17 protein-coding genes and 6 pseudogenes are annotated in these 21,794 nt (G+C 44.4%); 13 read left to right on the forward strand and 10 right to left on the reverse strand.

What is annotated here, in order from left to right; translation table 11 throughout:
• The first annotated feature begins 327 nt into the window (after positions 1–327).
• The 3 genes from IEV89_RS04480 to IEV89_RS04490 all read left to right on the forward strand — a co-directional run bounded on the left by IEV89_RS04480 (position 328) and on the right by IEV89_RS04490 (position 2,838).
• The gene (locus IEV89_RS04480; RefSeq protein WP_188470829.1) at positions 328–1,581 is read left to right on the forward strand and encodes an MFS transporter; all 1,254 of its coding nucleotides are present in this window, start codon (positions 328–330) and stop codon (positions 1,579–1,581) included.
• A 337-nt stretch (positions 1,582–1,918) separates the two neighbouring features.
• Positions 1,919–2,437, forward strand: coding sequence for a ClbS/DfsB family four-helix bundle protein (locus IEV89_RS04485; RefSeq protein WP_188470831.1), 519 nt, complete (start codon positions 1,919–1,921; stop codon positions 2,435–2,437).
• 50 nt (positions 2,438–2,487) lie between these two features.
• Positions 2,488–2,838 (forward strand): hypothetical protein, encoded by a 351-nt coding sequence (locus tag IEV89_RS04490; protein ID WP_188470833.1) that lies wholly within the window; start codon positions 2,488–2,490, stop codon positions 2,836–2,838.
• Between the two features lie 376 nt (positions 2,839–3,214).
• On the opposite strand, the pseudogene IEV89_RS04495 reads toward IEV89_RS04490, so the two are convergent.
• Positions 3,215–3,322 (reverse strand): annotated as a pseudogene (locus IEV89_RS04495) (transposase); the annotation flags it as partial.
• Positions 3,323–3,375: 53 nt separating this feature from the next.
• On the opposite strand from IEV89_RS04495, the pseudogene IEV89_RS04500 reads away from it, so the two are divergent.
• Together IEV89_RS04500 and IEV89_RS04505 are read left to right on the forward strand one after the other, a co-directional pair.
• A pseudogene (locus IEV89_RS04500) lies at positions 3,376–3,810 on the forward strand (DDE-type integrase/transposase/recombinase); the annotation flags it as partial.
• A gap of 230 nt (positions 3,811–4,040) precedes the next feature.
• On the forward strand, positions 4,041–5,153 hold the full coding sequence (locus IEV89_RS04505) for a nucleotide disphospho-sugar-binding domain-containing protein (protein ID WP_188470835.1): 1,113 nt from the start codon (positions 4,041–4,043) through the stop codon (positions 5,151–5,153).
• 178 nt (positions 5,154–5,331) lie between these two features.
• On the opposite strand, the gene IEV89_RS04510 is transcribed toward IEV89_RS04505, so the two are convergent.
• A complete protein-coding gene (locus IEV89_RS04510; protein WP_188470837.1) occupies positions 5,332–6,567 on the reverse strand; it encodes an alpha/beta hydrolase-fold protein in 1,236 nt (411 codons plus the stop codon).
• 212 nt (positions 6,568–6,779) lie between these two features.
• On the opposite strand from IEV89_RS04510, the pseudogene IEV89_RS21990 reads away from it, so the two are divergent.
• Positions 6,780–6,935, forward strand: a pseudogene (locus IEV89_RS21990) (IS6 family transposase); the annotation flags it as partial.
• A 380-nt stretch (positions 6,936–7,315) separates the two neighbouring features.
• Here IEV89_RS21990 and IEV89_RS21995 read toward each other — a convergent pair.
• The 6 genes from IEV89_RS21995 to IEV89_RS04545 form a co-directional block, all read right to left on the reverse strand.
• Positions 7,316–7,564, reverse strand: a complete 249-nt coding sequence (locus tag IEV89_RS21995; protein WP_373283353.1) for a colicin V family bacteriocin — start codon at positions 7,562–7,564, stop codon at positions 7,316–7,318.
• Between the two features lie 256 nt (positions 7,565–7,820).
• Positions 7,821–8,072, reverse strand: a complete 252-nt coding sequence (locus tag IEV89_RS04525) for an ATP-binding cassette domain-containing protein (RefSeq protein WP_188471357.1) — start codon at positions 8,070–8,072, stop codon at positions 7,821–7,823.
• Between the two features lie 695 nt (positions 8,073–8,767).
• Entirely contained in the window at positions 8,768–10,864 is a 2,097-nt protein-coding gene (locus tag IEV89_RS04530; protein WP_268235631.1) for a peptidase domain-containing ABC transporter, read from the reverse strand.
• A complete protein-coding gene (locus tag IEV89_RS04535) occupies positions 10,857–12,131 on the reverse strand; it encodes an HlyD family secretion protein (RefSeq protein WP_188470843.1) in 1,275 nt (424 codons plus the stop codon). Before IEV89_RS04535 ends, IEV89_RS04530 begins: the two co-directional genes overlap by 8 nt.
• Positions 12,132–12,256: 125 nt before the next feature.
• Positions 12,257–12,736, reverse strand: coding sequence for a toxin-activating lysine-acyltransferase (locus IEV89_RS04540; protein ID WP_188471359.1), 480 nt, complete (start codon positions 12,734–12,736; stop codon positions 12,257–12,259).
• Positions 12,737–12,757: 21 nt separating this feature from the next.
• Positions 12,758–14,308, reverse strand: a complete 1,551-nt coding sequence (locus IEV89_RS04545) for an MchC protein (RefSeq protein WP_188470845.1) — start codon at positions 14,306–14,308, stop codon at positions 12,758–12,760.
• A gap of 499 nt (positions 14,309–14,807) precedes the next feature.
• Between IEV89_RS04545 and IEV89_RS04550 the strand changes: the two genes are divergently transcribed.
• The 4 genes from IEV89_RS04550 (at position 14,808) to IEV89_RS04565 (ending at position 17,030) form a co-directional block, all read left to right on the forward strand.
• The gene (locus tag IEV89_RS04550; RefSeq protein ID WP_188470846.1) at positions 14,808–15,152 is read left to right on the forward strand and encodes a protein MceE; all 345 of its coding nucleotides are present in this window, start codon (positions 14,808–14,810) and stop codon (positions 15,150–15,152) included.
• 124 nt (positions 15,153–15,276) lie between these two features.
• Positions 15,277–15,882, forward strand: a complete 606-nt coding sequence (locus tag IEV89_RS04555; RefSeq protein WP_188470848.1) for a glycosyltransferase family 2 protein — start codon at positions 15,277–15,279, stop codon at positions 15,880–15,882.
• Positions 15,883–16,414: 532 nt separating this feature from the next.
• Positions 16,415–16,780, forward strand: coding sequence for a hypothetical protein (locus IEV89_RS04560; RefSeq protein ID WP_188470850.1), 366 nt, complete (start codon positions 16,415–16,417; stop codon positions 16,778–16,780).
• Positions 16,770–17,030, forward strand: coding sequence for a hypothetical protein (locus IEV89_RS04565; protein WP_188470852.1), 261 nt, complete (start codon positions 16,770–16,772; stop codon positions 17,028–17,030). Before IEV89_RS04560 ends, IEV89_RS04565 begins: the two co-directional genes overlap by 11 nt.
• A 186-nt stretch (positions 17,031–17,216) precedes the next feature.
• On the opposite strand, the pseudogene IEV89_RS04570 reads toward IEV89_RS04565, so the two are convergent.
• Positions 17,217–17,819, reverse strand: a pseudogene (locus IEV89_RS04570) (IS5 family transposase); the annotation flags it as partial.
• Between the two features lie 311 nt (positions 17,820–18,130).
• Here IEV89_RS04570 and IEV89_RS04575 point away from each other — a divergent pair.
• From IEV89_RS04575 to IEV89_RS04585, 3 genes and pseudogenes are all read left to right on the forward strand, one after another.
• Positions 18,131–18,271: a hypothetical protein gene (locus IEV89_RS04575; RefSeq protein ID WP_188470854.1), complete on the forward strand. Its 141-nt coding sequence runs from the start codon at positions 18,131–18,133 to the stop codon at positions 18,269–18,271.
• Positions 18,272–18,277: 6 nt separating this feature from the next.
• A pseudogene (locus IEV89_RS04580) lies at positions 18,278–18,706 on the forward strand (transposase); the annotation flags it as partial.
• Positions 18,707–18,942: 236 nt separating this feature from the next.
• Entirely contained in the window at positions 18,943–20,151 is a 1,209-nt protein-coding gene (locus IEV89_RS04585; protein WP_188470856.1) for an MFS transporter, read from the forward strand.
• Positions 20,152–20,484: 333 nt separating this feature from the next.
• Here the strand turns inward: IEV89_RS04585 and IEV89_RS04590 are convergent.
• A pseudogene (locus IEV89_RS04590) lies at positions 20,485–21,230 on the reverse strand (alpha/beta fold hydrolase).
• Positions 21,231–21,794 lie beyond the last annotated feature (564 nt).

The raw sequence follows: 21,794 nt of genomic DNA on the forward strand, positions 1-21,794 counted from the left end.
GTTTACCCATATGTGCATCTCCATTATTGAATAGGCTCATGCTAGCGACATGAATTTACCACAATATCCGTTGACGCTACCCTCCATCAATTAACGTATTTTGGTGTTTGAAACGTCCGCGCCAGGCACTCATCCTCCTCTCGAAACATCGCCGGCAGCGTTGAGCGAACCTAACATCGTGTTGTGTTTATCAACGGGTAGCAGGTCAGCACTGCGACCTTATCCAGGAAAGCTCGATTCTCTCTACATCCATAGTTCAGTTATTAACGAAGTATCTATGTCTCTAACAATTACAATTGGGCAAAAATTATTTGAGGATGCCGATTGATGAGAACATCGAACTTTTTTGGCAAAAAAGTAGTTGTTGCGACTTTTGTGATGGCCATTTTCGGCTGGGGTATCGGTTTTTATGGGCCGCCAATATTTATTTATACCATCATGCAGAAAACAGGTTGGTCATTGTCATTGTGTTCAACCGTTGTGACTGTGCATTTCTTAGCTGGAGCTTTGCTCGTCGTGAAGCTGCCTTTTTTTTATAAACGTGTCGGCATCCCCGTAACCACTCTTTTTGGGGTGATAATACTTTCACTCGGAGTGTATGGATGGTCGATAGCAACACAGCCTTATCAGCTATTCATAGCGGCAATTTTCAGCGGGTTCGGATGGATAACGATGGGAGCAGCAGCAGTCAATGCCATCATCGCACCCTGGTTTGTCAAAAAACGTCCAGGAGCCTTGGCTAAGGCTTATAACGGTGCAAGTATCGGTGGTGTTATCTTTCCGTCCATCTGGGTCTATACGATTGGATGGTTTGGATTCCCAAACACGGCAATGGGGATCGGAGTTATTTCGGTGGCAGTAATCTCGGCGCTTTGCTTCATGGTATTCAGAATCCGCCCTGAGCAAATTGGCCAATATTCAGATGGGGAATTCAACGAGCCCAACGAACTTGAATACTCGTCACATACAATAGCGCTCCCTCTATGGACAAATAGGCAATTTCTCACTTTAGCTATGGCTATGTCTCTCGGCCTATTTGCCCAGATAGGACTAGTCAGTCAGCTGTTCTTGATATTGGTCGATCATATTGGAGAAAAAAACGCCGGTTTAGCCATGGGACTAGCAACGATTAGCGCCATAGCTGGCAGGTATTTTGCCACCTCATTGATATCGCGAAATATCAATCGACGTAGGGTTGCCTGCATTAGTTTTAGCTGTCAGTTCGCAGGATGCTTAAGTTTAATGGGGATAATGATATGCCCAGCACTCCTGTGGATAGGCATGACTCTTTTCGGCATGGGTATTGGCAACGCGACGTCCCTACCACCTATCATCGCTCAGTCAGAGTTTCCCCGTGAGCAAATCCATCGAGTGATTACGCTGATCGTTGCAATATCCCAAAGTGGCTACGCTTTCGCTCCATTATCATTTGGCGTTGCCAAATCTTTGCTGACCGTGGGTCATGGAGAGTTATTTTTGTTGGTTTTGGCAGGAAGTATTCAAGGTCTTGCAATACTTGCGCTTTATATTGGTCGCAACAGCCATAAAACTCGGGAAATATCTCAACCTGCAAGACAATGAAAACATAATAGTTAAGGATAAAGTGAGAATGCCAGGACGATGATATATTTCGAACCATGTACCATTCATTCCGCTACTCTCTGACCTGTGACCCACTGATTAAGGATAGCGTTGCATCGCCCCGTTGAACTCACAACGAAAAGCAGACCGTTAGGCGTTACAGCCGAAATGGATCTCATACCACAATGAGGTCATGACTCACTACAATGTGCCTTGAACAAAGAGAGAGCTGTTTACAGGGACTTCCACTTTCGTGCCAGGAAGCACATAATTGATTGATATTTAAGCACCACTTAGCGTCTTTATGGATCTCTTCTGAAGTGCGGGGTAACTCTGTATGAATGTGCCGCAAACAAAATCTGAATTGCTTTTAGCCATTGATAAAAATTTCAATAAATTAATGAGTTATCTTAATGCCATCCCCCCCGAACTCACCTCAGATAACTCAATGGATGGGCACTGCAAGGACACGGAAATGAGTGTTCGAGATCTGGTTTCCTATCTGCTCGGGTGGAACACTCTGGTTGTAAAGTGGATCACTTCTGACGAGAAAGGATTGCCCGTTGATTTCCCAGAAACTGGTTTTAAGTGGAATCAACTTGGGCTTCTGGCGCAAAAATTTTACTCTGATTATAGCGAATTGAATTATAACGCGTTAATTACTGAGCTCGAGGCAGTAAAAGACGAAATAGTAAAACTTATTGATGAGCTCACTGATGACGCTTTGTATGGTAAACCATGGTACACAAAATGGACTATGGGGCGAATGATCTCATTTAACACATCATCACCCTATGCCAATGCTAATGGCAGATTAAGGAAATGGGCGAAAAATAATAATATCAGCTTAAAATAAAAAAACTGTGTGAGATTTTTTTAGACAAAAAACGCTGTGAACTTGCCTCCTTGATCTGTCAGCACAATCGTCTGGAGTATATCGAGGCTAATTTTTCACACTGGCTAACCAATCCGCTGAGAAGCAGACGCGGGGATATTGCTGCACTGCAAGATGAGTTCATCCGTGTGCTGATGGAGTTTGCCAGGAGCTACAAGTATCTGGGTACACTCGATGATGCCCCGCCTCACATCATTCCGATAGGTTACTTCAACGATATCGGCCATGCCATCAAGGTGCAGGAGCAGTATTGTTGCGGTGAGTTATTTCACGTCATCGACGTCCGCGATGAATGGATCAGAAAAACTCTGACCCGACTGAGGGATATTTATTCCGATATGGACAGGCTGGCAATGGAGTGATCCGAGAGTGCCAGAAAGCGGATCTGCGCGTCAGGAAACCACTAGAGGATTTGATTTATTCCAAGAGCAATAAAATCATATCAAGTGTGGTGTTTATCATTTATAAAAGAATCATATTTAATATGATATTTACTTAATTTATATAATCATTGTCAATATCATTTACTACAGTATCGGACATCATCAAATGGAGTGTGCAATATGGTTCGGGAACCGAACGCTTCACTCGGCGATGAAACGCTGACAAGCGAGTGTGAAGATGATTGATGACAGTCAGACCATGAGGCGGTATCTATGACCGATGTTAACATTCCGCGCCGGCCGTTGCCGCCTGGAGGAGAGTGGCCTGCTGCGCACCCTGCGGGCGCCGAACCTGCAACTGGTCCCGCTTGCTGTTGGCCAGAAAACCATAATATCGTACCATCTTAAAATGTCGCGACGGGATGTGGCTGACGTAACGCTGCAGCATCTCCTCTAGGCTGATCTTCTGGCGGTTGAGGCTGCAAAGCAGCCGTGCTCGCACCGCAGGTGCGCTACGTTCTCGTTGATTTATATTCACGCCGGATTACCGGTTCAGCTCTCTCATTAACTGCTGATGCTGATCTGGTGTGCAGGGCTTTGCGTAATGCGCTGGAAACACGACCGCGTGATGGCCGTCTGATGTTTCATTCCGATCAAGGCGTTCAGTATAAAAGTAATAAATACAGAATGTTAATCTGGAGTTATGGGGTAATGCAAAGTATGAGTCGCAGAGGGAATTACCTGGATAATTCACCGATGGAAAGAGTCTTTCGCAGTCTTAAAAGTGAATGGCTTCCGAAAGATGGTTATGGTGATTTTAGCCATGCTGTACGCGATATAAACCAATGGATGAATGGTTATTACAACGTTTATCGCCAGCATACGAACAATGGTGGTTTATCGCCTTGCTCGCATGAAGAAAAGTGGCAACAGGTTATCGCGGTCTCCTGATTTTGTGATCCACTACAATTGACAGTAAGGTTTTGCAGGAGCACCATTATAGATGAGAATCAAATAGTTGCATTTACCATTTACCATGGTATTCAACTGAACCTCCTGTGGAGGCGAAGTAAGGATTTTGTTCAGTGGTTGGCGTCTTACAGCCACGACGAGGTATCCTCTTGTTGTTTCCAGAGTTCTGATTGGTGGATTAAGTTCGTAAAACGGAGAAGGATTTTCTTGTGCGTATTCTCTTTATTGGCCCTCCTTTGTATGGGCTGTTATACCCGATAATTTCTCTGGCTCAGGCTTTTCGGGTGAACGGACATGAAGTCGTGGTTGCGAGTGCAGGTAAATTCACGCATAAAGCGGCAGATGCTGGTCTGGTTGTTTTTGATGCCGCACCAGGACTGGATTCAGAAGCGGGTTATCGCCATCAGGAAGAGTTGAGAAAGAAAAGTAACATTGTGGGGCGTTTCTCTTTTTTCAGTGATGAGATGGCTGACCGTCTCGTTGATTTTGCAGGGCAATGGCACCCGGATTTAATCGTCTACCCCCCACTTGGTTTAGCCGGACCGCTGATTGCCGCTAAGTATGGGATCCCTTCGGTCATGCAGACGGTTGGATTTGCCCATACTTCTGCCCATATCCAGATGGTAACTCGTTCTCTGGCTGATGCTTACAGGCGTCATGGTGTCAGTGGCCCGCCGCGTGATCTTGCATGGATTGATGTCACACCTCCGAGTATGAGCATTCTTAAAAATGATGGTGAGCCTGTTATTTCCATGAGGTATGTGCCCTACAATGGAGGTGCTGTCCGGGAGCCGTGCTGGGACAGAGCACCGGGAAGAAAACGTCTGTTGATAAGTCTTGGTACAGTCAAACCAATGGTGGATGGGCTGGATTTGATATCATGGGTGATGGATTCTGCAAATGAGGTGGATGCTGACATTATTCTGCAACTGGCGATGAATGCACGTGCCGGATTGCGAAAGTTGCCATCAAATGTGCGTCTGGTAGAGTGGATCCCTATGGGGGTATTTCTCAACGGAGCTGATGGATTTATTCATCATGGCGGTGCGGGTAATACCCTGACAGCCCTGTATAGTGGGATACCGCAGATTGTGTTTGGTGAAGGTGCTGATCGCCCTGTGAATGCAAAAGCAGTTGCGAAGCGTGGATGTGGAATCATTCCTGGTGACAATGGTCTGACCAGTGATTTGGTTAATACCCTTCTTTATGATGATTCACTTCGCTTATGTTCAGCACAGGTTGCTGCTGAAATGGCTGAACAACCCAGCCCAGCTGAGATCGCTGGCGTTCTGGTAGCGAAACTGAAAACCAACCGGCAATAATTGTATAACACTGCTGAAATTATCCACGAAAGCTGCCATTGGAAATATAAAGTCCTTCATCATATGAGTGAAGGACATTGCTGAGTGGGAAATGAACATGAAATAATGTAGCTGAAAGGGTTACCAGAACGGTGAAATCATTGCCGATAGGACATTACTCTCTGGTATCTAGTCACGATTACACATCTGATAATCCGTCGATAATTGCTCCACGCCACCAGGCATAATCGTGCCCCCCGGTATAGACAGAAAGTTTACTTTTCAAACCACCGGCGAGCAACGATTGATGTAACTGCTGAACATGAGGGACTGTAGCTCCTTCCCGAGAACCGACCCCCAGCTGAATATTTACGTCTTTCGGAAGCGCAGAAAGTACCTGTTTACTTACCCAGGAGGTATCATTCTCCGTAAACATTCGAGGAGTGTTTCTGTTGGGACTCCACCACATTGAAGGGGAGTGGCTGATTACTGTGCCAAATATATCCGGTGCATATAAGGCCGCCATCAGCGCGGTGACTCCACCAAGGCTTTGTCCGGCCAGTATAGTATTCGAGTGACCAGCCCATACGATATCAGGATACTCCTTGTATAATCGAGGGATCAGATTTCCCGCGATATCGAGAATGAGTTCTTTGTTACCCCCCAGAATATTCACACGATCAGATTCATTAATATTGTCTATTCCCAGAATCGCCATCGGCGCAATACGTCCAGTAGTAATGGCAATGTCTATTGCCCGAGTAATACCTATACGGTCAAACCATATTTCTGCATCAGGTAATACTAGTAACCCCAGAGGAGCTGAGGTTCGATACCCCGGAAGGTAGAAACGAATCTGGCGCTGGTGTCCCGCAACAAAGGAATATGATGTGGAAAGGACTCCGGAACAGGTGTGGGAAGTATCATCCCACTCCGTTTGTCCAGGAGCCAGATCAAGAGAAAGGACTGATTCCCCGAATCCTCGTATATTTATTTCTGATGTTTTGTTAAACGGGTCGGGCTGGCCGGGTAACGGTGAGAAACGACCTCCAAGCTGAGAAATATCTTCTTGCTGCATTTCCGGTGGAATTTCTATAAACGAGTATGAACCACGATATGAAGCAGGTAACTCCAGAGTCAGTGTCCAGATATCCGTAGAAGGGATATGGGTCATAAGTCCTTTTTCGACATCTTTTTTATCTGTAACACGGTTCAGGCGAAGATATACGCCTTGTAGCACTTCTTCTGAACGCCACAGAAATGTGACCTCCCGATTTTCTGTGTTGCTGCAGCTTTTTGTCATCAGGGGAAGAGCAGCAGATTCAACTTCGCGCCAGAAGTGGGTGATATCCATTGGTGGATTTGTGGACAACTGTGCACATATTCTTGATTCCGTACAGATATCATCAAGACTTCTGGATGGATGATTCCTCATAAATGGCATACCTTGTAGACAAAATTTATATATTATAAGGATGATGCGAAGCTCTCTTAGCTATAAAAGAGGGTTCACTTCCCGTGATGCGGTCTAGTAATATCGGACACCAGTTAAAGTTTTTACGCTAGATGCTTCTCTTTGACATACGGCGTCTGACCGGTTCTGTCGCATTAAGGTTATGTCGGGTAAGATGCTGTTTTTTTTTGAACATACCTGTGATCCGAAACGCCTTCCGGCGGCTGCATTATCCCATCTATATTATCGCCCAGTGTGTTCGCTGGTATCTAGACTAGGCACTGAACCTGCGTAATCTGGAAGAAATGATGGCGGAGCGTGGCAACGTAAGTAGCGGAAACACTTGCCATAACCACTGGCAACATGGCATAACGGAAAGTCAAAATACCTGTCTATCATCCGATATGCGTGGTGCAGAATATATGTCGCGGGTTTGAAGGTTATGAGGTCGGAAACGGCTAATATTTTTCAACGGAAATGTCGCAGATGTTCTGTGTTCGTATAACCTGCATTGAGACGACCCATTAATAAATATATTTATCCGCACAACACCACGCATGGAAAATTTTTGATAAGCACTGTAATCACAATCGCTCACGAAGTGCCTCTCTGTTTATGACAGCACTAAAAATGTTCATTATTATATAATAATCAGCATACTAATCTGTCCCAAAACAATCGAATCAGATTAGTATGCAATTGTTATTTCTTCGTCAGATTTTAAATCGGTTTAGCTTCCGCTTCCGGCTGCTGAAGAGGAACTAGATGGACCACTATTTCCAACTGCATCATATAATGCACCAACCCCAGCGCCGATCGCCACCCCAATGGCAGGCCCCATTGGACCTGCCAAGCCAGTTCCAAAAGCTGTACCTGCAACTGTAGCACCGCCAACAGCCACATCCCTGCCTACCTGTACCCAGTTAACATCTCCTGCACCAGATACAGAATTCATATCATTATAACTTAGTGCTCTTATTTAACTCTTCCTTTCATTTGAAAAAAAATGAACATTACAATGGCAACAAAAATAGAAACACATAGAGACTGGACTAATGGAGAGGCATTAAAATACCTTGCAATCCATCCAATCACTACCTCAATAAACACACAAAGCATTGCAACTATTGTATTACTCAACTTACCTCCTTATGGTTTATAAGAAGCTATAGTCACAGAAACTCATACCAACAATCAGTAAAAACTTATCCTACTGAATTATAAATTGAAATGATTCAATCGACCGTACTCAGCGTTGTCTCCCTGTGTGCGATAATCACTCTGATGATGTTCATGTTTTTTATAACAACATTCACAAAGCGTTCACTTTCTGTATCAAGTGAACTGGTAGCCTCATCCATTAATAATATGGATGGTCTACGGTACAGAGCTCTGGCGATAAAAATACGTTGTTTTTGCCCTCCGGGAAGCCCTTCAGGTGAAGATACAGGCCTGAAACTCTGTACTCCAAGAGTACAGAGTTTCAGGAGTGATCATAGATTCCTAACTATCAAGCCACCTGAATATAGTAGATGACTTAGTTTAATTATTAGCTCCCCCCCCCAGATGATGAAGTTGCGCTGGAATTGTTACCGAAGAATGACTGGACTAACGAACCAGCCACGTAAGCAGCTCCAGCAGTAGTTGCGCCAGCTATAGCTCCTGGACCTGCTCCCAATCCACCTATAACGGCACCACCCATTGCACCAGCGACAGCACCTCCAGCAACAACACCAGCAAGTTCACCATAACTGAACTCACCAGCACCTGATATCATACTCAGTTTGGTATCACTTATTGGTCTCATATTTACTCTCCTTATTATTGCATTAAGTCTCTAGATATCCGAACGTACTCTTTTTCTTAATAAGAGTACTGTAAAGAGACTAGAAAAAATGAACGCTAGCATAGCTGTACGGGAAGGTTTAAAGATCTCACCACAAACATACACTCCGATATAGATACAACCATAGAAAACAATGAAAAACAAAAACCAATAGATTAACAACTTCATTTTACGCATATAAACTCCTTTAGGGAAAAAGAGATTTTTATGTCCTCCTTACCTCCAGCTCTCCGATTAAAAAACTCACATTACTTCCGTTGAATTACGTTACTTATACAACCATACAACTAAACCATACTCATAATTCAGCGCATTAAGATAAACCCTCTTAAGAAATCACATTGATATTACCCTGCCAACTGTCCTAAGAGTCGTTTCTCTGTGCGCAATAATTACTCTGGTAATGTTCATGTTTTTTATGGCAACATTCACAAAGCGTTCACTTTCGGTATCAAGTGAACTGGTAGCCTCATCCATAAATAATATTCCTGGTCTACGGTACAGAGCTCTGGCGATAAAAATACGTTGTTTTTGCCCTCCGGAAAGCCCTTCCCCCAGTTCACCAATCAGGGTTTCATATCCCATAGGCATTTTCATTATCACATCATGGATATAACTGGCCCTGGCACACTCGATCATCCAGGCCTCGTCCATCTCTTCAGAGAACCCACAAATATTCTCCCTGATAGACCCTGAAAATAATCGGTCATCCTGCATCACGCAGGCAATCTTCCGGTGATAATTGTTTATCCCCAGTTGCCGTATATCCGTACCATCCACCAACACTTTTCCCGTATCTGGCTCAAACAACCCACATAATACTTTCATTAACGTGGTTTTTCCTGCACCGGATGTACCGGTTATGGCCACACTTTCTCCGGGAGTCACTGACAGGTACAGACCACTGAACACCGGCGCTGACTGGCTGTCATACCGGTAACTTAAATCAGTGGTTTCCAGAGAGACCGGGCTCATATCAGCAACAATATCAAATTCAGGTTTCTTCTCTTCCTTTTCATGCAGTGCGATATCAGCAATACGCTCATTATGCAGACTCATCATTCTCAGTTGCAGAAGAAAGTTGGTCAGAGAGGCAACCCGATCCGAAAACTGCCCACGGAAAGAACCAAACGCCACAAACATCCCTATTGTCATCTGATTATCGATCACAAGGCTGGTTCCCAGCCATAAAATCGCCACCTGGTCACAGGCTGCAACAAAAGTGTTTATCCCGCCAAAGAATAAATCCATTTTGGTTAACTTAATGCCTGAATTGATGGCATCAATTTTAAGGTTAAGCCAGTGCGTTCCCCGCCGTTCAGCCATGCCCTGAATTTTTACAGTGGCAATGCCATACAGGGTTTCCATAAAATAGGAACTGGCTCTGGCTCCCCTGACCAGCGTTTCCTCCGATATCTGCCGGTAATAGCCGTATGTCACCAGGCGAATCAGAACGTAAACCGTGGTAAACCCGAGAACTATCCATGTAAGATACCCTCCGTATAACAGCATCATCACGAAAACACCCACAACCATAATACTGTCCATAATGGCCCCCACCACACTGGTGGTGAAGGTGGCTCTCAGAGTATCAAGGGAGCCAAAACGCGACTGGATATCACCTAATTTGCGACGTTCAAAATATGCCAGCGGTAGCCTGAGCAGATGGTTAAACAGACCCGACTGCCACTGAACATTGATGAGTGTGCCCATAACCAGCGAGGACCATGCACGGAGCATACCCGTAGCTGCCCTGAGCAGTATAAAGAACATAAGGCCAGCAGAAATGAGTGTCAGCAACCCTCTGTCCCCGGCCGGAATCGCATGATCCATAACCAGTTGAGTACCCACAGGCATTACGAGATTGATAGCTTCAATCACAACCGACAGGCAGAATATTTTCGCCAGTGTACTTTTAATACCATAAACACTGTTAATAAGTGAGCGTAGATGGATTCGATTCTGCGTGGTCTCCGCCGAAAATTCACTGCCTGGCCAGACCTCAAGCGCAACTCCGGTAAAATACCGGGTCATTTCCTCCAGTCCGACATTTCTTCTGCCTCTGGCCGGATCATGCAGTACATAACGGTTACGCTTTACGCTGACCAGTACGACAAAATGGCTGAAATCCCAGTGGAGAATACACGGCGTTTTGAGCCCACCAAGTTCATCCAGCTCCAGCGAAAGTGCCCGGGTTACCATCCCCAGCTGCTCCGCTATACTATTTATTCCCGCAAGGTTTGCCCCACGGGCAGAAAGATTAAACTTCCGCCGAAGGGATATCAGGTCAATATTCTTGCCAAAATGTCCACATATCATTGCCAGACAGGCCAGTCCACACTCCGAGGTCTCCGTCTGGTGAATAACCGGAACCCGACGTCGCCAGCGCATATCAAGCTGATTTATCATTCGTCTGACATTCCCGTTACTCATCGATCGGCCCTGTTGCACTGTGTTTCATGTCATAGAAAGGAGAAAGCATCCACTGGTAAATGCGTCTTTTTTCCAGGAATAGAGTGCTTTCAGCTTTCATTCCATTCTCAAGAGAGAGAGATTTCCCGTCATAAGAAATAATCTGTTTTTCAGGTTTAACGATGACCTTATACCAGGGAACAGAGGTGCCCAGCGTATTTTGAGGCGCCCCCTTGTAGGTCAGCATTTCCTGAGTTGAGGCTGGCGTTCTGGATATGGTTTTCACCGTAGCAGAGAACTGACCAAATTTTTCTGCAGGAAAGGCTTCATAACGAACGTTCACTTTATCTCCTGCCGAAATATAAGGAACAGCATCATTAGGGACCCAGAGAATAAGGTAATAGTTTTCGATATTTTCAGGGAGAATCTGCAGGAGACTGTCTCCGGCATTGACCATTTGCCCGACAGTGACACTCAGGGAGTCAACTTTCGCGTCAGACAACGCACGGATAATGATTTCCCCCGCCACATCAGTGTCAACCAATTCTTTCTGCAACTCGTACCGTTGCAGTTCCATCTGATAGATACGGTTATCAAAATCCGCAGCCTGAGTCTGGATCTGGCTCTCCAGGCTGGTTATCTGCAGGGCATTCTGTTCATTTTGTCCGCTCAGGCTGAGAAGATTATTTTGTTGCTGATAATATAATGCTACCTGGTTAGTTAACTGATCTTTATTAATCAGCCCTTTTGACTGGTAGTTTCTGTAATTCTCCATGTTGTTCTTCATTATTTTTATCCCTTCCTCTGCCCGCCGTATAATATCTGATGAGCGACGGAACGCATCGCTGTATTGCAGATGTTGCTTTTCCAGCGTATTCAGCGTAATTTTTTTACTTTCTTCCAGACGGGAAATGATGTTGTCCACTCGGACCAGTTGGTTTTCGATATCCCTGCGCTGATTATCGGTGACAACGCCACTGCGTGTGCTTTTACTGACGTCAATCTGGTAAATCGGATCCCCTTTTTTTATCGACTGACCTTCATGTACAAACTGCCTGACTACAAACCCCTGCACACCGGAGTATATATTGACGGCTCGCGGCCAGGTCGTGACCTCACCACTGACATTGACACGACGGCTATAGGTACCAGCTATAACGAACGTCAGAAATGCCGTGATAAACGCAATGCTTCCCAGCATGGTTAACCAGAGCGGTATCCCGGGAAGTAAAATTGCCCGTCCCCGCCATTTCATTCTTCTGTTTTCTAAAGCATCCTGACGAAACAAAATATATGTCCTTACTCACTCGTTTCCTGTCATACCTTCAGAATTCATCCGAACAGGCATAATCAAAACTCCGAAAATGCAGCGTTCCATCAAAATGATACCGGGGTGCATTCCGCCTCCGGTATTCACAGTTCTTTTGTCTCCGGGGCCACTGGCATTTTATGTCGCCGCGTGGGCCGAAATGTCATGATTTTCTTTCTCCTGCTCAGCCAGCGCACCTCACCCTTCCCCCATGGGCGAAGCTGAAATAAACGCTCAATGGCCTTTCGGCCAAAGCCGGGCTTACAACAGAAATCCAGGATCCAGATCCTTCCATCTTCATCCCATTCAGAAGGATGTAGTCTGAACTCCGGATCGTTGAGCAGGCGTGCTTCCGTATCTGCCTCAAGATACGCCCAGGTAATATACGCCAGTGGAAAACCTCGCGAATCAAACAGAAACTTTATCTGATTGTGCTGTATCGCATATTCAGTCCAGTATTGAATGGTTAACACCGGATACAAGCTGTAGTTACGGTTATGAAGCATGCAACTGACTGCAAAACCAATCTGCTCATAGACAGCCCATTCCTCTCTGCCCCTGATGGATTCTCGTATATGCGACATCATTGTCATTATCCTTATATTTTACACCGCAATTCTGACAGGGTTTACATGGCCGAAGGCTTCTCTGGAAAATGCCTGCATTCGGGTTCCCATATCAGAAAATGCCTCCCGCAGGTAATATGGGTTATCGCTGTGTTCATCCAGAAGAGAGGCAATCTCCTCAGACAAACACGCCTTTCCCAGCCATTTTCTGGGTTGCAACCTCTTTCTGACATGGTTTTCCATTTCTTTCAGGAGGGATGAAACATTTATTTGACGGCTGATACTGACCTGCGTCAGCCAATGTATAGCACGGGAAAAACACTGTTGCGCTTCTGTAAAATGAACATCATGCTCAGCGTCATTATCCACTGGGTGGGTTTGGTCCTGGCTCTGCCGAATCAGTTCCACCACAAGGCTTTGCAGTGGTGAATCATCTCTACAAGCAGTATCTGGACAGTACAATCGATCGCTGCGTTTATTGACCAATACAACGAGGCTGTTGACCAGTTGTTTCAACGTATCCGGTATCCCTTCCTGTGGTAGAAACTCTGTTGGGATACCCAGTTGTTCCAGATAACAGTAATAGCATGCTTCATGGAAAGTTTTCTGAAAGGTCTCCTCAACCATCAGGCGGGACACCATTGTAAAATCAGGGTCAAACATGTATTTTCCGATGTACAAACAGAGATCGGACAGCCCCTGCATCAGTACCATCGGTTCTTTCACCAGTTCAGCAAGTCTGAGCCGATGTCCAAAATCATCGGGGGAATCTCCCGGGAACAAACAGCTGAGCCCGTTAAAATCCATTAACCTGCCATCCATCGCAATATTAGAAGGAGATGTCGTCAATCTCATGAAACGTGTACGACAAAAAGCCATCTGCCATGCTTCACGGCGGGCCAATTCACATAACCCCTCAATACAATAAACCCGGGGATTACGTCGAGCTTCTCCACTGACCCCTTCTGGTGGTACAGGTAAATTACCTGGCAGCATGTAGATCACGGAGCCGACCCGACGGGCATCATGAATCAACTGACCGGCATATTTAGGTTGAGGTCTGAAGTAAGGCGCGCGTTCAAAATGCGCCGGGCGAACCACCGGTTCGCGTACCAACAGGGCTCGTCGGGATTTCCCATGGGGGCGATCAAATGCTTTGTCGGAATAGAGATTGGTAAGCAAAACTGCCCGAACTCGCACAGCACTATAGGGTAATATTTGCGCTAGTACTTCTCCCCATAAAGCCTCATAGATTGCATGAGTGGCACCGAGTGCGCCGTTAGAATGGCGCCCGTCAGTCCCTTCACCGACTAAAGGATTGGCTCCTATGCCTTTAACCTGATAGTTACCATCAAATCCACAACGTGCGCCACCGCCATTACGCTGAATACCACTTCCACCATAGCGCTCTGCGTGGAATGTTTTGGCAGAAGCTGAACTGACAGGATCTATTATATAGCTGCATGCTTTTAGTAATACTTCTGTATTTCGGACATTTTCAGCACACCAAATTAACGAAGAGGTTATCCGTCGGGCAGTGAAGGGCACCAGGTTTTCATTCAGTTCAGCAAGCGAACATAGCTGGTTCATTTAACTGTATTTCTCCGTTACAATGGCCTGAAGAGTCGTTGACTCCGGAAAGGCTTCATCCTTTTTCTTATTTCTTACATACCCAAATCAATTGGGTAACCCAACACCAATAAAGACAAGGGACTCTATACGGAATAAGACCGCATAAGATTTCTTTCTGGGTTACAAAAAGTCAGAACATTGACAAAGAATACTCGAGCAATGTTGCGGACATGATCAAAGCCAGCAACGTTGTTCTTAACCCGCCATCTGCCGCCACCAAGTCTGTAGCAAACTCCATTTCACTTACCTCACCAAGAAGAGAATGATTGTTATTTACTTTTACTTAAAAAATTGACATATTAGACACACGAAGTCAAATGTTAATTTTTATTGATGTATATATACCAATACACTCGCACAGCATACGGGGTTTAGCAGGGACACCTTGGTTTAATAACTGGTTAAGTACTGATTACGTTAACTACCAGTAGTGGTAGTTAACTGATGGGAGGCTGAAATGAATGGCAACAAAGTTCACAAAAAAACCAAAAAGATAAGCATGGATAATGAAAGTGAAGTGCAACACCAGCAGGTAACAGAGGTGAGTAAAGAGGCTGGAGATTTCCTCACTCTCCTCCATTCCCCCGAACCCCTGCTATTCCTAGAAAATACAGCATTAAAAGCTAATTATTCCATCCGAACAGAAAACACTGTTTCTGAATATCAGAATATAGCGAATGCAGAATGCAACCAGCATATTATGCAGATAGATTCAGCCCTAGATAAACGAGAGTATGGGGATGATAATTATATTTGTGGATGCGGTTGTGAAAGTTGCAGCGGCTGCGGTCATGACCTATAACAAAAAAAGGGTTCTGTCGCATTAGCGTAGACACGTCAGAAAAAATGGCATTGCCGATTTATTAGGCTGCCAACAGATAAAATTGCTGTGCCGGCGACAATGAATATTTATAACAGGTGAGTACATGGATGTTACTATAACTGCTGCTTTAATAATAAAAAATGAATGTCGCTGTATCAGAAGATGTCTCGATAGAATCTGCAATATATTTGAAGAGATTATCATTGTTGATACAGGGTCCAGTGATGGCACTTTAGATATAGTTAATGAATGCAGTAATAATAAAATAATAACTTTCCAAATTCCTTGGGTAGATGACTTCTCCTATGCTAGGAACTTTGCCATCAGCAAATCAAATTCTAAATATATTTTTTTTATAGATGCCGATGAATATCTTGAGACTGATAGAGAGGGCGTTATAAGAGAAATAAATGAGATTGACTCTAGGGGTGCTAAAACTCCAACAGTTTATTGCCCTGTGATAAAAAATCATGATGGGAATACATCCAAAGGAATAGGACGGATTTTTAGAAATGATGGTGAATATTTTTATGCTGGATTTGTGCATGAGGAAATAAGGCATAAAAGCAATGTGAGTGTTACAGGGTGTGAAGTTAATGTGATTTTATTACATGATGGATATAAAGATGAGTTCATCATAGATAAAAATAAAGCTGAAAGAAATAATTTTCTAAATAAAAAAATATTAAAAAAGAGCCCTGCAACTTAAGGTGGCGATATTTCTATTTTCGTGACAACTTCTCTAAACTTGATCCTGGTAGAGTGTGTGATGATATATTTAATCTGATTGGAGTTGGCGACGACAGAAAATTACAATTAGATAACATCCATATTATGGATTACGCTTTTCCAATGTTGGATATCCTTGCCAAAGCGTTGCTAATAACACTTGGTAATGATGTGGGATTCAGGGGTGTTATTAAGGCAATGGAAAAGATAATCCCTTATAATAGTAATTCATTCTATTACGAATCGCTTTATGATATATATAAATTTAAATCACTTGCCAAGGAATGAATTCAAAAAATAATTGAATTAAATAATGATAGTCTTCTACAGCATGATGGCATGATTCATTCTAAAGGACTTCATATTGATGCGGTTTTATCATTCTATCTTTACGAGTTAGGACTTACAGAACAGTCTGAAAAATTATTGCGAAGCGTGGTAAGTAACGGTTTTAAATCAGAAATGACTTTTTTATCTTAATAAATTTAATTGAAAAACAAATGAGGAAGGTTATGAGCGTTAAGAAAATATTTATGATCTCAACCCCATCCCCAATGTTGGGTCGTTCCCCGTTACACGGTGCAGGTGGGGGGCTTTTTGGATACTATAATGAAAATAATTATGTTGCAGAAGTTCAAAGAAAACTAGATGCAAATTACCCTGGGTGGATTATTATTGCTGATGATACTGAAGCAAATATTGAGAAGATTATTGAACAAAATGCGATTTTAATTGTTTGTGCTCCAGGGTTGAAATTTCAATTTAACAGCAATGGATTTGATAAAAAAAGAATAATTCATCTTAACACTTTTGATTACGCATCAAAAAATGTCACCCCTGTAATGAAAAAAGTAAAGGAGCTAAGTAATGAGAAATGAGCATTTAAATATTTTAAAAGAGATCACAGAGGAAGCAGAATTAATGCTAATTACTGGAGGTGAAGGTAGCGGGCAATGGGAAACAGGAGCGGCTGGAGTTTGGGCTGGGGTTATGGGAGGTTTAGGCTATAGTTGTTCATTACCTGGCGGATTTTATGGAGGAGGAGGTTCATTTTCTGATGGTGGTTATGGTGGTGCTTCAGGCCCGGGAGGATACGGTTCAAGTTCAAGTGCTAGTAGTGGCTCGTGATTATATTAGTTAAATGTAAACACGTTTAATTAGCCACTACAAGTGGCTAATTAAACCCTATAAATAGGTAATCCACCCATTTATTGATACTGTAATTTAAATTGTATTTAATGCAATTCCGATCACGACAAAAGCTGCCAATACGGCAACGGATAATACGAATGACATTTCCGTAGCCAAAGGGGATCAGACAATACGCACACTTTCTGGCATGCCTGCCTTCGTCATTTTGTTTAACGCCCGCACCATAGTCAAAGCCTCTGCTACCTGACCGTCGTAGTTACGCAGCGTCAGTGAACCTCCGAATAACTGTTTAACCCTAAACATCGCCGTTTCCGCTATCGACCGACGGTTGTATTCTGTTGTCCATTTCCAGCGCGCATTGCTCCTGCTCAGACGTTGATTCGCAACGGCACGGTTCCGGGCTGCATACTCCTCAGGCCAGTAACCTGCGCCCTTTCGGGGGGGAATAAGGGCACTGATTTTCTTACGCCGAAGTTCATCGTGACACCGTCGGGTGTCATAAGCCCCATCCGCAGCGGCTGACCTGATTTTTCGAAGCGTTTGCCGGATTAATCCGGCAAACGCCTCTAAGTCCGTAACATTGTTCAGCGACAGGTCTGCACAGATGATTTCATGTGTGTTTGCATCAACCGCAAGATGAAGTTTTCGCCAGATAAGACGACGCTCCTTGCCATGCTTTTTGACCTTCCACTCACCTTCGCCGAAGACTTTCAGCCTGGTCGAATCAATCACCAGGTGCGCGATCTCACCTCGAGTGGGCGTTTTAGGGGTCCGCTTGGAAAACGGAAAATATCCCACGTTAGGCCTGTTTTTTAAGCAGTCAGCATTTGACAGGCTGCTGTGAGCGAAATATAGACTTTCATACCCTGAAAACTACGCTATTAGGTGATCCAGGGTATGCGCTTACTGGTTACAAATATTGAGCGATAATCATGCGATGATCACCGTTTTTCTTTCGAACCAGCAGGTGCTCCGCGTTCGCTAACGAATGCTCAGGGCATGCAGATAAACTGCTGGCTATATTTCTTTAGGAGAGCGTGGAATGCATACCAATCCCCGATAAAAAGGAGTTGGTGATGACTGCGATTAATCAGTTTTCTGCTCATGTAGGTCTGGACTGGGCGGATAAAATGCACGATGTCTGCGTTCAGTTTAAAAACGGTGAACGCGTATTCCATGTGATGGAACAATACGGTGGCCCAGTCTGCAACAACTGAAACGCGCCAGATGCGGGGCTATTCAAATCACTTCCGGGCATGGGGCCGTGTATGGGCCCACGGATGCTTGCTGCACTTGGTGATAACCGTGACCGATTTAACAGCGCTGAAGAAATTCAAAACTATGCAGGTATAGCACCGGTGACAGAACGAAGTGGCCAGAAATCCTGGGTTCACTGGCGATGGCAATGTACCAAGTTCATCCGACAGACCTTTGTTGAGTGGACTGCCAAGACGGTTAACTCATCATACTGGGCCAAACTGTATTATCAGAGCCTCAGAGAGAAGGGGAAATCTCACCAATCTGCGATCCGAGCACTGGCGTTCAAATGGATCCGGATAATTTATTGCTGCTGGAAGAACAGAACCTGTTACGACGAAGCAAAATATTTACTGGCTCTCAAAGAACGAAATTCGCCCTTACTGAAGCCATAAAAAACTTGTTGAATGTCTCAGGGCGTGAAGCGGACCTACCGGTTATAAAGTTTGCAGAGGCAATTATGACACAATGGAAGTATGACTAAAATCAGAGTGCGCTATTCCACGGGGAGCAGCTCAGGACTTCTATGTCATGAAAATTTCATAAACATGAGTTATCAAATATCTTATAGCTCACTTCAAAGCTGGTTATTACCGAGGTGACCCACCTAATATCGTATTGGAATTCACAAATGTATGAGTTAAGAAAGCCTGCATCCAGTTCTCAATACATCGCTGTCTTTATCATTTTGGCGCTATCTCAAATAACAGGATGGGGTGTTATTGGCATACTGCCGGTGACTGCCGGGGCAATGGCCGTTGATCTGCATACAACATTACCCACCATTTTTCTTGGCTTAGCAGTGATGAAGGTAATTATGGGATTTATGTCCCCATTGATAGGTAAAATTTTCAAATTCTATGGAACACGCAGAGTAATGTCCGTTGGCGCAGTGGTATTAGGATGCGGGATCTTGGGTGTTGGGGCCGCTCAATCGATCCCATTGTATCTTGCAGCTTGGAGCATGCTGGGTATTTCAGGCGCCATGTTTTTGACTACGCCTGCCTATATATATCTTGCGGATTTCGCAAACGAAGGTGCCCGTAAACTCATTGGTTTACTAATGCTTGTAACCGGCTTGGCAACCAGTATTTTTTTACCACTCACCTCCATATTAGAACAGTTTATTGGTTGGCGTGGTGCAGCTCAAATTTATTCGGGGATGTTAATTTTCATTGTCGCTCCACTGATTTTATTTTACCTTCCTGAAGTGGGTGAGCTGCCTCAACCGAATAAGCCAGTTGATGAAGTATTGCGAAAAAACCGCATTTTCTGGTTACTCGTCACGGTTATCGCTCTAAATAGTTTTGTAACATTCGGTATTGAAGCTGTAGGCGTTGAACTCTTGAGTTCGCTTGGAGTGAACTTAGTATGGGCAGTCACTACTGTTTCTTTTCTTGGTGTTTTCAAAATTTTCGGGCGACTATTCGATATGTTCGGCGGTAAACAATGCGATGCAATAATAGCGGGTTTAATAGCCGGGGCAATGATCCCAATAGGCATAATAATTCTTATAACCTGTGGGACTGGATTGTGGTCACTAACAGCCTTCCTCTTTTTCTACGGGGTGGGTAGTGGAGCATTTGCCGTTTCACGAGCCACGATACCGCTAGTTTTTTACAGTAAATCTTTATACACAACAGCTATATTGAAAATTGCCCTCCCAATGAATTTGATCAGCGCAATAGCTGCCCCTGTCTTATCATTTGTTTTATTAAAACAAGGTGCCGATATTACACTCATGCTACTTATATTTTGTAGTGGGGGTGCACTTACATTGCTGTTTCTGCTTAATCATTATAAAAACAAGTTCTTAATGAGAAAGTGTTCCTGTTTATAGCACCTGCTGTACAAGCTAATGCGCCTGCGGCTTGTTCAACTGGCCTGACGGTATGTGATCAGTAAATTCAGGCTGGCGACGGAATTATCACTCATGTGAACGGAAAGGCAATTGAGTACTCCCACCCGATGCGGCCACATCGAGCGAGGAGCGGAAGTTGGGTTAACCGGAGTACAGGAACTCCCACAAGAGTCGGGTCCAGTTAAGCGGGGTACAGCTTAACCTCCAGAACTATATGCAGATGACCGCCAGTAAAGAATATCTTCCCGTCGTACAGTCATCTCTGCACAATAAGTGGAAGTGGTTTCCTAGCGAGTCATTAAATAAAGCAATTTATTTGCAAAATTCTGATAATGTTCCTGCAAGCGCCTCAGGATTTTCCCATGACATACAGTGTCCACATGTCGGTAAAATAACCGTTGATATATCAGAGCCTGTCAGGTAGGCGAAATTATCATCAGGCAGAGAATACTCACCGAATATCAGCTGTTTCTTAATAGGAAGTTGGATAAATAAATCCCTCCAGCTATTGCCTGATATAAGGCTCGCAGCTCCACGGCATACCGCCCACGACGCATTGGCCTCCAGGCTGGCTGACCAAGGAGTGGAGTCCTGTGCCACCATTTCTTGCCATCCGCTGTCGATAAATTCATCCTCGCTGTAGCTACAAATTTTTTTACTGAAAAAACCGCCACCGGGATGAAAATTAGGCTCGGATACGACCAATCCCAACAAATATTCTTCGAGTAAACCTGCCGCTTCGATGCTAATACTGCCTCCCATACTGTGCCCATAGAGATAACAGTGATCGATCCCCAGATGCGCCACCAACTCGGCTACCACGCTAGCCTGATCAGAAATTGAGTAACTATAATCCCTAGGCTTTTGGCTATATCCACAGCCGGGTAAATCAATGAGAATGGCCCTTCTGCCACCGAAAAAGGGTCTGTTACAACGCGTGGATATTCATAGGAGGAAGCACAACCTAATCCATGAACAAAGAGCACCGGCGCTCCCGTCCCAGGGAAGTCGTGCCAACGCACAAGACAATTAGCAGTGGATGATAAAAAAGAGTTCATTTTTTATCCTTTAGATAAACAATGATGAGCAGCTCGCCGTTATTTTTCAAGTTGGCCTGAAACCACCAGAACAAGGTGCACATAAAACAAGGGGTATAATTTTTTACCTGTTTTTTTATACAGCCATATGAATCATGTGTCAAACTGACATAGCAGTCCGCTGTTGGCACAGGTTGTGTGAAAACTTTTTTGGCCGCTGAAACTGCCAAAAACAGAGCTGAAAACCGCGCTCATACGTAAAATTCGGCTCTAACTAACCAGTCGATCAATTCCAGATTTTGCGTAGACGTGTGCACTTCAGTTTTTGGTCAGGGTTTTCACACAGCCTGGGCACTCATCTGCCTCTCGAAACATAGCCGGCAGCTTTACTGCGAGAAGCGTACGTTTTACCTGCAAAAAAAGCGGCTCTAGTTCGTTGTTGTTCGATATGTCTTGATTGAACGTGGCGAATCCATGTCAATTTCAGTCCCTCTTCGGCCAACGCAACATAAGGAAAACACCTCTTCCAATGCAACGCATTGACGCCATGTAATAAAAAGGCATGATGGGATTTTAAAAAAGAGG

The sequence above is a fragment of the Hafnia psychrotolerans genome, assembly GCF_014639435.1.
In the GTDB taxonomy this organism is placed as follows: domain Bacteria; phylum Pseudomonadota; class Gammaproteobacteria; order Enterobacterales; family Enterobacteriaceae; genus Ewingella; species Ewingella psychrotolerans.